General features: G+C 61.9%; 12 protein-coding genes and 1 tRNA gene. 5 read left to right on the top strand and 8 right to left on the bottom strand.

Annotated features, from left to right (window positions below):
• From xerC to K5607_RS14985, 3 genes are all read left to right on the top strand, one after another.
• Entirely contained in the window at positions 1–906 is a 906-nt protein-coding gene (gene xerC / locus K5607_RS14975) for a tyrosine recombinase XerC (protein WP_221047490.1), read from the top strand.
• Between the two features lie 71 nt (positions 907–977).
• On the top strand, positions 978–2,003 hold the full coding sequence (locus K5607_RS14980; protein ID WP_221047491.1) for a DUF2333 family protein: 1,026 nt from the start codon (positions 978–980) through the stop codon (positions 2,001–2,003).
• 116 nt (positions 2,004–2,119) lie between these two features.
• Positions 2,120–3,925 carry an adenosylcobalamin-dependent ribonucleoside-diphosphate reductase gene (locus K5607_RS14985; protein ID WP_221047492.1) on the top strand — a complete coding sequence of 602 codons (1,806 nt, stop codon included), beginning with the start codon at positions 2,120–2,122 and terminating at the stop codon, positions 3,923–3,925.
• Positions 3,926–3,952: 27 nt separating this feature from the next.
• Here the strand turns inward: K5607_RS14985 and K5607_RS14990 are convergent, their stop codons facing one another.
• The 6 genes from K5607_RS14990 to K5607_RS15015 form a co-directional block, all read right to left on the bottom strand.
• Positions 3,953–4,759, bottom strand: a complete 807-nt coding sequence (locus K5607_RS14990; RefSeq protein ID WP_221047493.1) for a tetratricopeptide repeat protein — start codon at positions 4,757–4,759, stop codon at positions 3,953–3,955.
• Positions 4,760–4,773: 14 nt separating this feature from the next.
• A complete protein-coding gene (locus K5607_RS14995; protein ID WP_221047494.1) occupies positions 4,774–6,006 on the bottom strand; it encodes a ribonucleotide-diphosphate reductase subunit beta in 1,233 nt (410 codons plus the stop codon).
• A gap of 69 nt (positions 6,007–6,075) precedes the next feature.
• Positions 6,076–6,366, bottom strand: a complete 291-nt coding sequence (locus K5607_RS15000) for an HNH endonuclease signature motif containing protein (RefSeq protein ID WP_054773686.1) — start codon at positions 6,364–6,366, stop codon at positions 6,076–6,078.
• Between the two features lie 104 nt (positions 6,367–6,470).
• Positions 6,471–6,644 (bottom strand): rubredoxin, encoded by a 174-nt coding sequence (locus K5607_RS15005; protein ID WP_054773687.1) that lies wholly within the window; start codon positions 6,642–6,644, stop codon positions 6,471–6,473.
• A gap of 512 nt (positions 6,645–7,156) precedes the next feature.
• Positions 7,157–8,947: a cytidine/deoxycytidylate deaminase family protein gene (locus tag K5607_RS15010; RefSeq protein WP_221047495.1), complete on the bottom strand. Its 1,791-nt coding sequence runs from the start codon at positions 8,945–8,947 to the stop codon at positions 7,157–7,159.
• A gap of 593 nt (positions 8,948–9,540) precedes the next feature.
• Entirely contained in the window at positions 9,541–12,417 is a 2,877-nt protein-coding gene (locus K5607_RS15015; RefSeq protein WP_221047496.1) for a ribonucleoside-diphosphate reductase subunit alpha, read from the bottom strand.
• 213 nt (positions 12,418–12,630) lie between these two features.
• On the opposite strand from K5607_RS15015, the gene K5607_RS15020 reads away from it, so the two are divergent.
• Together K5607_RS15020 and K5607_RS15025 are read left to right on the top strand one after the other, a co-directional pair.
• Complete coding sequence (locus K5607_RS15020; protein ID WP_221047497.1) at positions 12,631–13,698, top strand: AI-2E family transporter; 1,068 nt, start codon at positions 12,631–12,633, stop codon at positions 13,696–13,698.
• Positions 13,699–13,713: 15 nt separating this feature from the next.
• Positions 13,714–14,202 carry a cytidylyltransferase family protein gene (locus K5607_RS15025; protein ID WP_221047498.1) on the top strand — a complete coding sequence of 163 codons (489 nt, stop codon included), beginning with the start codon at positions 13,714–13,716 and terminating at the stop codon, positions 14,200–14,202.
• A 100-nt stretch (positions 14,203–14,302) separates the two neighbouring features.
• Here K5607_RS15025 and K5607_RS15030 read toward each other — a convergent pair.
• Positions 14,303–14,379 (bottom strand) — tRNA-Arg (locus K5607_RS15030).
• A 145-nt stretch (positions 14,380–14,524) separates the two neighbouring features.
• Entirely contained in the window at positions 14,525–14,719 is a 195-nt protein-coding gene (locus tag K5607_RS15035) for a hypothetical protein (RefSeq protein ID WP_156302668.1), read from the bottom strand.
• Positions 14,720–14,817 lie beyond the last annotated feature (98 nt).

Below are 14,817 nucleotides of genomic sequence, written 5' to 3' on the forward strand. Positions count from 1 at the left end.
TTGGAAGAGGAAGCGAGCCGGCAGCTGGCCGAGTTTCTCGACCATCTGCGCTACGAAAAACGCGCCTCGCCACACACCGTCGACAATTACGCGCGCGACCTGGAGCAGTTCCGCCGGTTCTGCGCCGCTGAGCACATCGCCCGCTGGGCCGAGGCCGAACCCTACCAAATCCGCCAGCATATGGCCGACCGCCATCGGCTGGAACTCAGCGGACGCACCTTGGCGCGGGAACTCTCCGCCTTGCGCAGCTTCTACGACTTTCTGCTGCGCCGCCAAGCGGTCGAGCGGAACCCGGCCAAAGGCATCCGCGCGCCGAAAACCGGCCGATCGCTGCCCCACACCCTGGACGTGGACGAGTTGGCCAGCCTGCTGGACACGCCCGCCGCCAACACGCTGGAAGTCCGCGACTTGGCCATGTGGGAACTGTTTTATTCCTCCGGCCTGCGCCTGAGCGAACTGGTGGCGCTGGACCTGGAAGACATCGATTGGAGCGCCCAATCGGTACGCATCCGCCACGGCAAAGGCGACAAAGCAAGGGTGGTGCCGGTCGGACGCCACGCCCGTAGCGCCCTGGAGCGCTGGCTGGAAGCGCGCGCCGCCCTGCCCGTCGCGGCGGAAGCCGCGCTGTTCGTCGGCGACAAAGGCCAACGCCTGTCGCCCCGCACCGTGCAGGCCCGACTGGAGCGTTGGCGCAAGCGCTGCGGCTTCGACAAGCACTTGCACCCCCACATGCTGCGCCACTCTTTCGCCAGCCACTTGCTGGAATCCAGCGGCGACCTGCGCGCCGTGCAGGAGCTACTGGGCCACAGCGACATCAGCACCACCCAGATTTACACCCACGTGGACTTCCAGCGCCTGGCGGCGGTCTACGACCAAGCCCATCCCCGCGCCAAGAAGCGCCCGTAGGGCCGCTTTTTCCAAGACCGGCCCAATCTGATAAGCTATGCGGACCCCGAGTCAGCCCCAAGGAAACGATCATGTCACTGCCCAACCCCAAGCGTTCAAATGAAAACGCGTCGCTGAGCAGCGCCCTGAATCCATCGTCCAACGACCGGGGCATCTATTGGACCATCGGCGTATTCTTCGCCATCGTCATCGGCGCCATCACCATACTGGGCCAGTACTGGAGCATCGAACCCACCCCCTTCGACGTGGTGGAATCGGCCATGAAAAAGGCCAACGTCACCGACAAATCCCAGCTGCCGGTGGGATATACCTACACCGCCACCGCCATCAGCATCGCCGAAACCCTGATGTACAAGCGGGGCGGCTATTTGTCCAACGACGTCACCGTGCCCAGCGTGCTGCTGGACAACATGCCCAACTGGGAATTCGGCGCCCTGGTGGCCCTGCGCGACGCCGTCACCGCCCTGCGCAACCACTTCGCCCGCGCCCAGTCCCAGTCCAAGGAAGACCCGGACCTGGCGGCCGGCGAGCCGCAGCTTTACTACGACCACATGTCCTGGGGCCTGCCATCCTCCGAATCGGAATACCAGAAGGGCATCGAGTCGCTCTACAAATACCTGGAACGGGTCGGCAGGGGCGGCGGCGACGCCGTGTTCCACGCCCGCGCCGACAACCTGCGCCAATACCTGGAAGTGCTCGACAAGCGCCTCGGCAGCTTGTCCCTGCGCCTCAGCGCCAGCACCGACGTGCACGAATTCACCCTGGAACAGCAGGGCGTCACCACCCTGCCGAAAACCCCCTGGCTGGCGGTGGACGACATTTTCTACGAAGCGCGCGGCCACACCTGGGCTCTGCTGCACATCCTGCGGGCGGCGGAAGTGGACTTCAAGGAAACCCTGGAAGGCAAGAACGCCTATTCCACCTTCCTGCAGATCATCCACGAGCTGGAATACGCCCAAACCCCCACCCTCAGCCCGGTGGTGCTGAACGGCAGCGGTTTCGGCCTGTTCTCCAACTACTCGGTGACCCTGGCCAACTACGTGGCCCGCGCCGGCGCCGCCATCCTCGACTTGCGCGACGTGTTGCTGCGCGGCTAAAAACAATCGCAACGACCTTGCCCCCCTCGCCCCTTTGGGGAGAGGGCTGGGGTGAGGGGAAGCCCGCCACCGGCAAGGTTGGCGGGCTTTTTTGTGCCCGGTGTTATGCTTGAGCCATGCAACCGGCACACCACACCGAAGACATCGCCCGCCTGATCTGGGACAGCAAATACCGTTACCGCACCGGCGACGATGTCCACGATCCGACTCCCGCCGACACCTGGCGACGGGTGGCGCGCGCCGTCGCCGCGGCGGAACCGGCCGAACGGCCGGCGTGGGAGCAACGCTACTTCGACATGCTGGAGCAAGGCCGTTTCCTCCCGGGCGGCCGCATCCTGGCGGGCGCCGGCACCGGCCGCCAGGTGACGCTGTTCAACTGCTTCGCCATGGGGCTCGTCGAAGACTCCCTGGAAGGCATCCTCGACGCCCTCCGGGAAGGCGCGCTGACCATGCGGGAAGGCGGCGGGATCGGCTACGACTTCTCCACCCTGCGCCCGGCCGGCAGCCCCGCCCGGCGCGCGGGCGGCATCGCATCCGGGCCGGTGTCCTTCATGGAGCTCTGGGACAGCCTGTGCGCCACCCTGCTGTCCACCGGCTCCCGCCGCGGCGCCATGATGGCGACCCTGCGCATCGACCACCCGGACATCGAAACCTTCATCGGCGCCAAACGCCAAGCCGGCAAGCTGCGCAACTTCAACCTGTCGGTACTGGTGAGCGACGCCTTCATGGCGGCGCTGGAAAGGGACGACGACTGGCCCCTGCTGTTTCCGGCCCTTCGCGACGAGGCCGGCGAGACGCTGCCGCGCGATTGGCCCGGCCAAGCCGCCCCCGTCCCCTGCCGCGTCCATCGCCGCGTGCCGGCCCGGACGCTGTGGCAACGCCTGATGCGGGCCACCTACGACACGGCCGAACCCGGCGTACTGTTCATCGACCGCATCAACCGCGACAACAACCTCCGCTACCGGGAAACCATCCACACCACCAACCCCTGCGGCGAAATCCCCCTGCCGCCTTATGGCGCCTGCGACCTCGGCTCCATCAACCTGACCGCCTTCGTACGGGAGCCCTACACCCCGGACGCGCGCTGGGACCGGGACGGCATCGCCGCCACCGCCGCCCTGGCCGTGCGCCTGCTGGACGGCGTGGTGGACATTTCCCATTACCCGCTGGAACGGCAACGCCGCCAATCGCTGAACTGCCGCCGGCTGGGACTGGGCATCACCGGCCTGGCCGACGCCTTGGTGATGCTGGGACTGCCTTACGGCGAGGAGGCCGCGCGCCAAGCCGCGGCGCAGGCCATGGAAACCATCAAGCTGGCGGCTTACAGAACCTCCATCGAACTGGCAGGGGAAAAAGGCTCGTTTCCGGCGCTGGAACGGGAGCCGTACCTGGCATCGCCTTTCGTCCGATCGCTGCCGGATTCGCTGCGTCAAGCCATCGCCGCGCAGGGCATCCGCAACAGCCACCTGCTGGCCATCGCCCCCACCGGATCCATCAGCCTGCTGGCCGGCAACGTCTCCAACGGCCTGGAACCGGTTTTCGCCACGCGCTACCGGCGCCGCCTCCTCACCGCCACCGGCTGCCGGGATTACCCGCTGACGCCCTACAGCCTGCGGCTCTGGCAAAGCCTAGGCCGCACCGGCTCGCCGCCGGCGCTGGTCACCGCCGACGACATCGCTCCACCGGAGCATATGGCCATGCAGGCCGCCCTGCAGCGGCACGTCGACAACGCCATTTCCAAAACCATCAACGTGCCGGCGGAGTACCCCTACGCGGACTTCGAGGACTTGTACCGGCAGGCCTACCGGCTGGGATTGAAAGGCTGCACCACTTATCGCCCCAACGCCCTGCGGGGCGCGATACTCAGCGCGGACGGCGACGCCACGGCGGGGTGCTGCGGACTGGAGCGGGAAGGCGATTGACGCGGCGACCTTGGCAAACGCCACAGGTCAGCGCTTGGCGGCCTTGGGGGGAATCTTCGGCGCGGGTTTGGCGGGCGGTTTGGGAAGGGGGATTTTGGGCTTGGCCGCTTGCTTCGGCGGCGGTTTCGGCAGGGCAGTGGGCTTGATCTTGGCAACCACCGCCGCCTTCTTGGCTGGCGGCGACTTGGCCGGCACCACCACGGTCACGAGCTTGTCGCGATGGGCCGGAGGCGCCGCCGGCGGAGCCGAAGGCGGCGCCTCGCTGCGCGGCGCGGCGGCCGGCTCGCCGCTTTCGCCGCCGCGCACGCGCAAAGCCTCCAAAGCGCGCTTGGCCTCCAGGTCGCCTTGCTTGGCGGCGAGCCGGTACCACTTCTCCGCCGCGGACAAATTGGCGGCGACGCCATGGCCCTCCGCGTACATCAGCCCCAGGCTGTACTGGGCCTTGGCCAAGCCCTGCTTGGCGGCCAGCTTCAGCCACTTCAAAGCTTCGCCGTCGTTCGCCGCCACGCCTTCGCCGTTGGCGTACATGACGCCTAGGTTGTACTGGGCCTTGGCGTTGCCCGCCGTGGCCGACGCCTGGAACCACTTGACGGCCTTGGCCAAATCCTGGCCGCCGCCGTCGCCGCGCGAATACATCACCCCCAGGTTGTACTGGGCCTCGGCGTCGCCCTGGCCGGCCAAGGTCGACCAGATGGAGCGGGCGGCGGCGTAATCGCCCTTGGCGATGGCGGCATAAGCCGCGCCATTACCGGACTCCGCCGCCTGTGCGCCCCCCGGCCCAGCCAACGCCAGCCAAGCCAGCAACAAACCCGCCGGCCATAACATCCCACCCATGGGATGCACGCCCATCAGTCCCAGGTCAGCGCGCCGCCGGTCTGGTATTCGGTGACGCGGGTTTCGAAGAAGTTCTTTTCCTTCTTCAGGTCCAGTACTTCGCTCATCCAGGGGAACGGATTGCCGACGCCGGGATATTGCTCGGGCAGGCCGATCTGGGCGCAGCGGCGGTTGGCGATGAACTCCATGTACTCCTTGAACATGCCGACGTTGAGGCCGAGGATGCCGCGCGGCATGGTGTCGTGGGCGTACTGGGTCTCGATCTCCACCGCTTCGCGGATCATGCGGATGATCTCCTGCTGGAACTTGGCGCCCCACAAGTGCGGGTTCTCGATCTTGATCTGGTTGATCACGTCGATGCCGAAGTTCATGTGCATGGACTCGTCGCGCATGATGTACTGGAACTGCTCGGCGGTGCCGGTCATCTTGTTGCGGCGGCCCATGGACAGGATCTGGGTGAAGCCCACGTAGAAGAAGATGCCTTCGAAGATCACGTAGAAAGCGATCAAGTCGCGCAACAAGCGCTGGTCGTCTTCCTCGGTGCCGGTCTGAAAAGTGGGGTCGCCCAGAGACTGGGTATAGGGCAGCGCCCATTCCGCCTTGCGCGCCACCGCCGGCACCTCGCGGTACATGTTGAATACTTCGCCCTCGTCCATGGCCAGAGATTCCACCACGTACTGGTAGGCGTGGGTGTGCAGCGCCTCTTCGAAGGCCTGGCGCAGCAGGTATTGGCGGCATTCCGGATTGGTGATGTGGCGGTAAACGGCCAGCACCAGGTTGTTCGCCACCAGGGAATCCGCGGTGGAGAAAAAGCCCAGGTTGCGCTTGATGATGGTGCGCTCGTCTTCCGTCAGGCCGTCCTGGCTCTTCCACAGCGCCACGTCGGCGCTCATGTTGATTTCCTGCGGCATCCAATGGTTGGCGCAGGCGTCCAGGTATTTCTGCCAGGCCCAGGTGTACTTGAACGGCACCAGCTGGTTCAAGTCGGCGCGGCAGTTGATGATTTTCTTGTCGTCCACCTGGATGCGGCGCGCGCCCATCTCGATGTTTTCCAGGCCGGTGGCGCCGGCGTGGTGGTCGGCGGCCACTTTATCGGCGGCGCGCGCCGGCATGGCGGCGGCGGCCTTGGCGGCGACCGACGCCTCGTCCGCCGTCGCGGCGGGCACCTCGCCCGGCTCCATGTCCAACGGCTGGAAAGGTTTTTTCGCGCCGCCGAAAGCGGCCAAAGGATCGTCCCAGTTCAACATGATGGCGGTCTCCTGAAAGTTTCGTTTAAGGTCAATTGCGAATGGATTTTGTCGAACGGCGTGTCGCCCTCAACTGGCCAAATCCCAGGGCCAAAATTCGTTCTTGATGCGGCTGCTGCGCCATTGCAGAGCCTGCAAGTTGCTCAATTCGTCGCCGCCGCCCCGTGCCGACGGCACGATGCGGTCGATTTCCCAACCGAACGGCGAGTTGGCGTTGCCATGGTCGCCGAAGCGGATCGTATTGCCGTGGCAATCCTTACGATATTCCTTGGGGTCGCGCCCCGCCACTACGGTGGCGCGATTCCAAACCGCCAGAACGGTTTGCGGACTGTATGTTTGCGCCGGTTTGCCGGTCTGCATGACGGCCTCCTCGTTTGCCGCGTTTTTCCTAGCCCAATCCCGGGGCCGCCCTACCCAGCCGGCGCCGCCGTTGTCCTGCCCGCCGGTTGCCGTATCGCTACGGTTTACCAGTCCACCGGCTTGAAAAAGCTCTTCGGCGCGCCGCATACCGGGCAAACCCAATCGTCGGGGATATCCGCCCAGCGGGTGCCGGGAGCGATGCCGCTATCGGGGTCGCCTTTCTCTTCGTCGTAGAGGTGTTCGCATTCTTGGCAGTGGTATTTTTTGTAGTCCGACATGGTTTGTTCTCCGTTGCTGGCGATTGCACATTACGACCGCGACGGGCCGCGCCCACACCGTTTTGCTACCCCGACACGAGCACCGGCCAAGCGCCCTCTCCCCACGGGAGAGGGTTGGGGGGAGGGCGATCAAATGGCCCGCGCGTTACCCTCACACCCGTGCCATTTTGTGCGCCTACGGCGCGGGTTTTTTATGTGGGTTCTCGCACCCACGGGCGAGGTACTTTTCTTTGCTTGCCCAAAGAAAAGTACCCAAAAGAAAGTGCACCCCGGCGTCGCGCCGCTTCGCGGTGCCCTGCGCTCCTCGCTTGGGCCGGGAGTCGGCCGACAGGCCATCCCTGGCCTGACGCCCGACCCGCCGCATTCATGCGGCGGCCCTACGGGTTATTCCCGCCCCAAGCTGCGGTGCTCGGCGCGTCGCAGGGGATTAACCGCTGCGCCGTTCCTTGTAGGTTGGGCTGACGACAGGAAGCCCAACAAACGACCTACGCGACTCGTTGGGGTTCGCCGACTTACCCCAACCCGCGCCCTCCTTTTTTCTCGCAGTCTCCAGGAGCTGATAGTAGCAACTCCAACTCATCCTTATAAGGCAAGGTCATTTCATATAGTTGGTGAAAACCGCGTCCCACTGCCCCACGAAACTGAATTAGCTTTGGAGCGGTCTCTCCAACATCCAAAACATGTGTATTCGCAATACCAGGGTATGGATCAATATAAATAATTTCCGCAATACCGAGCTGATATGCCTTTTTTGAACACAGCTCACAAGGACTTGCTGTTGTATATAATCGACCGCCCCGAATACTCTGTCCGCCATATTTTGCCAACTGCAAGAATGCATTTTCTTCCGCATGAATGGAGCGAGTATGAACCTGATTTTCCTCTTTGTTTATTGAGTTCTTTACATCTTTAAAGCAATAAGACAAATTCCTTCCACCCAATGCTTCGCAACCCAACACCCCCTTATAGCCTCGCCCTAACGCCACCCGAAATTGCTCATTAGTACGCTCATAGGAGCTATAGACTTTCGCATCAAAATCAAATAATGCACCTTCAACACTTCGAAAAACACAAGGCACCTGACCTTTAGGCACATCATTCCATCCGATGGCCTTTACTGAATTCTCCGTATCTGTAATAACAGCACCTACCTGACGGGAGATACAGCCTGAACTTCGTTTTACGCTATACGCAAATTCCATAGTCCTTTCCATGGAGGTTGGCGACACAAGCCCTGGATGATGCATTAACGCAAAATACCACGCCAACTGCGCCGACAAAATATTATTGTTCCCAATTTCTCTACGCGGATTATACATATGTATATCCGACATCTCGATACACTTCTTCACATTGGGAGAAATAAAGTGCCCCGCAGGATCATCGTCTTTCCCTGACTCTTTTCTATCAATAACCGCAAGCTGGTCAACATTAAACTTATGAACCTGCTGAAGGTACTCCTTCCTATCATCATCAGGCGCATTAACAGAAACCAGATAAAAGGCCGCATACCTTTCTTTAAAAAACCTGGCCTCGTAGGGATTCTTTATTGCATCAATAACAACGTAGGCGTTATCCCTAGTCCTCCGAAAAACCTTAATTATGCGATTAATAGTCTCTGGCAAATGAAAAAGCTGGATCGTATCAAATACACTTTCCCTATAATTAATATCAACCTTACCAAGCTTTCTAATTGAGCTCCCTGCAGCCTGATAAACCGCAACATACAGCCCTTTGTCTAGCTCTTGAAGCTGACGCTTAAAATTCTTCGTGAACTTTCTTATTCGTCGTAAAAACCGCACAAAGGCAGCATCATCTGCCTTATCAAGATCAACAGAGGCGGTGTGATCAAAAAGCAAGTCACCAAAACGACGCAGCTCTTTTTGCACAATAGCATTAGAGAAAGCAGTGCCCCTGATTGCGCTCTCAATCGAAGCCTTCGGCGCCTTTATACCCTCACCCTTAGCACTATACACAAACTCAACCAAATCCTTCTGAGACAACCGCAACAAATAAGCCGATATTACATCGCTAACTTTTATCGAGAAAAAATGCTCCCAATTATTTTCTGCATAGTTTTTCAGGATACCGTACCTATTCGCGTCAAGCCCTTTAAAAAAGGGCGTCCCATCCTTATCAACCAACTTCTCAAACTCAGGAAACACAGGGCTTTTCTTCTCTAAGATATCAGAAGCAGTTGTGCACCCAGAACCTGTTCTCCCTGTCAGACCAATGAGAACAAAACGGCTACGCTCATCGAAGAGTTTCGATAGAGCCGTTGAGTTAGTCGCACTTGGAACCATCAGATTGCAACTCCTTGTTATCCTTTAACTAAAAGCCCCGTCTGCCGCGCCGAGCACCGCAGCTTGGCCGGGAATAACCCAAAGGACCGCCGCATGGAGGCGGCGGGTCGGGCGTCAGGCCAGGGATGGCCTGTCGGCCGACTCCCAGTCCAAGCGACAAATCGGCAGGAAAGCCGATTTGCACGCGCAGCGCCCGCAGGGCTCGGCACATGGATGTGCCGAGTGAAAAGCGCAGGGCACCGCGTAGCGGCGCGGCAGTCGGGTGTCCTTTCTTTTGGATTCTTTTCTTTGGACAAGCAAAGAAAAGAATCTCGTCCGCGGGGACGAGACCCCGCATTCAAAAACACCGCGCCGTCAGGCGCACCTTAAACATCCACTCCCTCAGCACCACTCCAGCCCTAGCCAAGAACCGGTTTTGCCACGGCTATCAACCTCCCTCACCCCAACCCTCTCCCGAAGGGAGAGGGAGCCGGAAGCCGCGCCCATCCCAACGTTCTGGGCCAGTTCCGAAGCGCGACCGATTCGTCGCCGCCCTCCGGTGGGTTACGGCCTACCGGCCTAACCCACCCTACCTACTGGCGCGAGTTAAAGCCTTACTGGCACGCTTCGCATTCCGGATCCAGGATCGAGCAAACCTTCACCGACTCCATATCCTCGGCGATGGGTCCCGCCATCTTCACGGCGTTGAGCTTGCCGTCCGCCAGGGTGCTCTTTTCCACGTGGGTGGCGCCCATGGAGCGCAGGTAGTAGGTGGTCTTCAAGCCGCGCACCCAGGCCAGCTTGTACAAAGCGTCCAGCTTCTTGCCGTTGGGTTCCGACATGTACAGGTTCAAGGACTGCGCCTGGTCCAGCCATTTCTGCCGGCGCGAGGCGGCTTCCACCAGCCAGCGGGCGTCCAGCTCGAAAGCGGTGGCGTACAGCGCTTTCAGGTCGGCGGGGATGCGTTCGATGGGCAGCACGCTGCCGTCGTAGTACTTGAGGTCGTTGATCATCACCGAGTCCCACAGGCCGCGGCTCTTCAGGTCGCGCACCAGGTAGGGGTTGACCACGGTGAATTCGCCCGACAGGTTCGATTTGACGAACAGGTTCTGGTACGTCGGTTCGATGGACTGGGACACGCCGCAGATGTTGGAGATGGTGGCCGTGGGGGCGATCGCCATGGTGTTGCTGTTGCGCATGCCGACGCTCATCACCCGCTGGCGCAGGCTGTCCCAATCCAGGGTGGCCGAGCCGTCCACCTGCAGATAGCCGCCGCGGTTCTGTTCCAGCAGGGCCATGGAGTCTAGCGGCAATATCCCCTTGCTCCACAGCGAGCCGTCGAAGCTGGAATAGCGGCCGCGCTCTTCGGCCAGGTCGGTGCTGGCCTTGATGGCGTAGTAGCTGACCTGCTCCATGCTCTGGTCGGCGAAAGCCACTGCCGCATCGGAGGTGTAGGGAATGCGCAGCTTATAAAGCGCGTCCTGGAAGCCCATGATGCCCAGCCCCACCGGGCGGTGGCGCAGGTTGGAGCGGCGCGCCTGGGGCACGCTGTAGTAGTTGATGTCGATGACGTTGTCCAGCATGCGCATGGCGGTGGAGACGGTTTTCTCCAGCTTTTGCGCGTCCAGCACGCCGTCGTCGCTGACGTGGTTGACCAAGTTCACCGAACCCAGGTTGCACACGGCGATTTCGCTTTCGTTGGTGTGCAGGGTGATTTCCGTGCACAGGTTGGAGCTGTGCACCGTGCCGGCGTGCTGGTTGGTGTAGCGCACGTTGCACGGGTCCTTGAAGGCGATCCAGGGGTGGCCGGTTTCGAACAGCATGGACAGCATCTTGCGCCACAGCTGGCTGGCGGGCATGCGCTTGAACAGGGTCAGTTCGCCCCGGTCCACCTTGGCTTCGTATTCCTGGTAGCGCGCGTCGAAAGCGGCGCCGGTGAGGTCGTGCAAATCCGGCACGTCGTTGGGGGAGAACAGCGTCCACTGGCCTTCCTCGGCGACGCGCTTCATGAACAGGTCCGGCACCCAGTTGGCGGTGTTCATGTCGTGGGTGCGGCGGCGGTCGTCGCCGGTGTTCTTGCGCAGGTCGAGGAACTCCTCGATGTCGATGTGCCAGCTTTCCAAATAGGCGCACACCGCGCCCTTGCGCTTGCCGCCCTGGTTCACCGCCACGGCGGTGTCGTTGGCCACTTTCAGGAACGGCACCACGCCCTGGCTCTTGCCGTTGGTGCCTTTGATGTGGGCGCCCATGCCGCGCACCGGGGTCCAGTCGTTACCCAGGCCGCCGGCGTATTTGGACAGCAGGGCGTTGTCCTTGATGGCGCTGTAGATGCCGTCCAGGTGGTCGGGCACGGTGGTGAGGTAGCAGCTGGACAACTGCGGCCGCAGGGTGCCGGCGTTGAATAGGGTGGGGGTGGACGACATGAAGTCGAAGTTGGACAGCAGGTTGTAGAACTCGATGGCGCGGGATTCGCGGTCGATTTCGTTCATGGCCAGGCCCATGGCGACGCGCATGAAGAACGCCTGCGGCAACTCGAAGCGCACGTTGTTGCTGTGGATGAAGTAGCGGTCGTAAAGGGTTTGCAGGCCCAGGTAGGTGAACAGCAGGTCGCGCTCCGGCTTGAGGGCCGCGCCCAGGCGATCCAGGTCGTAGCGGGTCAGTTCCGGCGACAACAGCTCCAGCTCGGCGCCGCGTTTGACGTAGGCGGCGAAATACTCCGGGTACTGCTCGGCCATGTCGTCCTGGGTGGCGTTGACGCCGACGTTGCCGAGGAAGCCCAGGGCTTCGTGGCGCATGCTGTCCAGCAGCAGGCGCGCGGCCACCTGGGAATAGTTGGGTTCCTGCTCGATGCGGGTGCGGGCGGCCATGACCAGGGTGGCGGCCACGTCTTTTTCCGGCACGCCGTCGAACAGGCCGCGGCGCGCCTCGTCGATGATCCAGGCGCCGTCCACGTCGGACAGGCCGCTGCAGGCTTCCGCCACCACTTTCTGCAAACGGGCTTCGTCCAGGGGCTTGCGGCTGCCGTCGGGCAGGGTGACGTGCAGGCAGGCCTCGCCGGCTTCCGCTTTCGGCTCCTGCTTAGCCTTTTCGGCGCGCAGGCGGGCGTGCTCCTCCCGGTAGAGCACGTAGGAGCGGGCGATACGGTGATGCTCGCCGCGCATGAGGGCCAGTTCCACCTGGTCCTGGATGTCCTCGATGTGCATGGTGCCGCCGCCGGAAAAACGGCGTTGCAGGGCTTTCGCCACTTGCGCGGTCAACTCGGCGACGGTGTCGTGGATGCGCCGGCTGGCGGCGGCGTTGCCGCCTTCCACTGCCAGGAAAGCTTTCGTGATGGCGACGCTGATCTTATTGGCGTCGAAGGCGGTGACCTTGCCGTTGCGACGAATCACCCGCATTTCGCCCGGCATCACCGCTTGCAGTTCCGACGTGGGCACAGCGGCTTCGGGGATGACGTTGGAGGGGGTGCTGCGTACAAGGGTTTCCGTTTCCATGGTCTGGATCTCGCGTTGTAAGGTGGGATGACCGCTATGTTTATACACAATAAAGTGTGTGTCAACCGGAACCAAAGCACAATATCGTGTGCTTTAACCGGTGAACAAGCTGTGGATAATTTGTGCATGGCAGGCTGTGCCGCCATGCCGGCCATGGTGTAACATGGCGCCGCGGACGCCTCTATAACACCGAAAACAACAACGGCACCCTCCATGGAAATTTTTCGCGACTGGCTCAAGCGAGTCCTGCCCAACGCCCAAGCCATGTCCCTCACCATCCTACTGGTGATCGGCTTCGCCATCATCGTCACCCTGTCGGATATCATGCTGCCGGTGTTCGCCGCCGCCGTGCTGGCTTACCTCTTGGAAGGCATCGTCGCCTACGGCGAACGCAAGCGCATGCCGCGCACCCCGGCGGTGCTGGTGGTGTACTGCGGCTTCCTGACTTTCGTCACCTACGTGCTCATCGCCCTGCTGCCGCTGCTGTACCAGCAGGCCATGCAGCTGTTCCTGCAACTGCCCTACATGATCAACGAGGCGCAGAAAGTCGTCCTGCAGATGCCGGAACGCTATCCCAGCTTCATCACCCAGGACCAAATCCAGGAAATCATCGCCGCCGTGCGCCGCGACCTGCTCAGCTATGGGCAGGACATGCTGAGCTACTCCTACACCAAGCTGCTCGGCGTGGCGACGTTGATCGTGTACCTCATACTGATGCCCTTGCTGATTTTTTTCTTTCTCAAGGACAAAGCCAAAATCATGGCGTGGTTCGGCCAATACCTGCCCCGCGAGCGCAACCTGTCCACCACCGTGTGGCGGGAAGTGGACATGCAAATCGGCAACTACATCCGCGGCAAGTTTTTCGAAATCCTCATCCTGGGCTGCGTCAGCTACGTCACCTTTAGCCTGATGGGCCTCAATTACCCGGCCCTGCTGGCGGTGGCCAACGGCTTGTCGGTCATCATTCCCTACATCGGCGCCACCTTGGTGACCGTGCCGGTGCTGCTGGTGGCGTTTTTCCAATGGGGACTCAGCCACGACTTCTATTACCTGCTGCTGGCCTACGGCGTCATCCAAACGCTGGACGGCGTGCTGCTCGTGCCGTTGCTGTTCTCGGAAGCGGTCAATTTGCACCCCGTGGCCATCATCGTCGCCATCCTGTTTTTCGGCGGGCTGTGGGGCTTTTGGGGCGTATTCTTCGCCATTCCCCTGGCGACGCTGGTGCGGGCGGTGCTCAGCGCCTGGCCCCGTACCGGAAGAGAAACCCACCTCAGTTACTGATGCCGCGCGGCGCCTATGAACCTGGGTTTGACGGCGCAAGTGCTGGTGATCCTGGCCGCCGCCAACGGCGGGCCGGTATTCGCGCGCAACCTCTTGGGCGGCCGTTGCGCCGCCCCCGTGGACGGGGGGCGGCGACTGGCGGACGGCCAGCCCCTCTTCGGAGCCTCGAAAACCTGGCGCGGCCTGATCGCCGCGTTGCTGCTGGCCTCCGCCACCGCGCCCTGGCTGGGCTGGCCCTGGTGGCTGGGCGCCTGGGCGGCGTCCTGGAGCATGGCGGGCGACCTGTTCTCCAGCTTCCTCAAGCGCCGTCGCGGCCTACCGGCCAGCTCGCGCGCCACCGGCTTGGACCAAATCCCCGAAGCCCTGCTGCCGGCCCTGGCCCTAACGCCGTGGCTGCCGCTCGGCATAACCGAAACCCTCGCCGTCTTGACGGTGTTTTTTGCCGCGGAAATCCTGCTGTCGCCGTTGCTGTACCGGCTGGGAATACGCCGCCGGCCTTACTAGCCCTAGACAACAAGCCGCCCTCGATGCGCCTGATTGGCTTTGGCGCCCCCAAAGCGACAAAAAAGGCCCTAGCGCGTTACGCTAGGGCCTTCGATTTGACTGGTGCCCCGAACACGATTCGAACGTGTGACCTTCCCCTTAGGAGGGGGACGCTCTATCCATCTGAGCTACCGGGGCGTATGTGTTTGCGCATTATATCAGACGGCACCGTGACGAAATCGTCACCGCTTCCGAAACAAGCCGGAACGGCCGGTTTTGCCGCCCAGGGAAGCGCGGAGGCCGCGGCGAGCGGATCATGCCGGATCAGCGCCTTGCTTAAAGGCTAGGAAAGTTCGCCATCCTCGTCCACATGGATATGGACGTGTATTTTGTGGTGTTTCCCCGCGGGGATGTCCATGTCCAAGTTGACCCCATCGACGGACTCGCTGATGGTTTCCTGGACGGCGTCCAAGCCCAGCGCTTTCGCCGCTTTTTCAAGCTGCTCGATTGCTTGGCGTTGCTTGCGGTTCATAGTCATCCGTCCCCCTCCTGCCCTAACGTCGACGGTGGCTCATGCCTAGAGCGCATCGACAAGGCCGGGCAATGGCGCGCCCTTGGCGCTAATTCGTTCATGGC

The sequence above is a fragment of the Methylogaea oryzae genome (assembly GCF_019669985.1).
Taxonomy (GTDB): Bacteria; Pseudomonadota; Gammaproteobacteria; order Methylococcales; family Methylococcaceae; genus Methylogaea; species Methylogaea oryzae.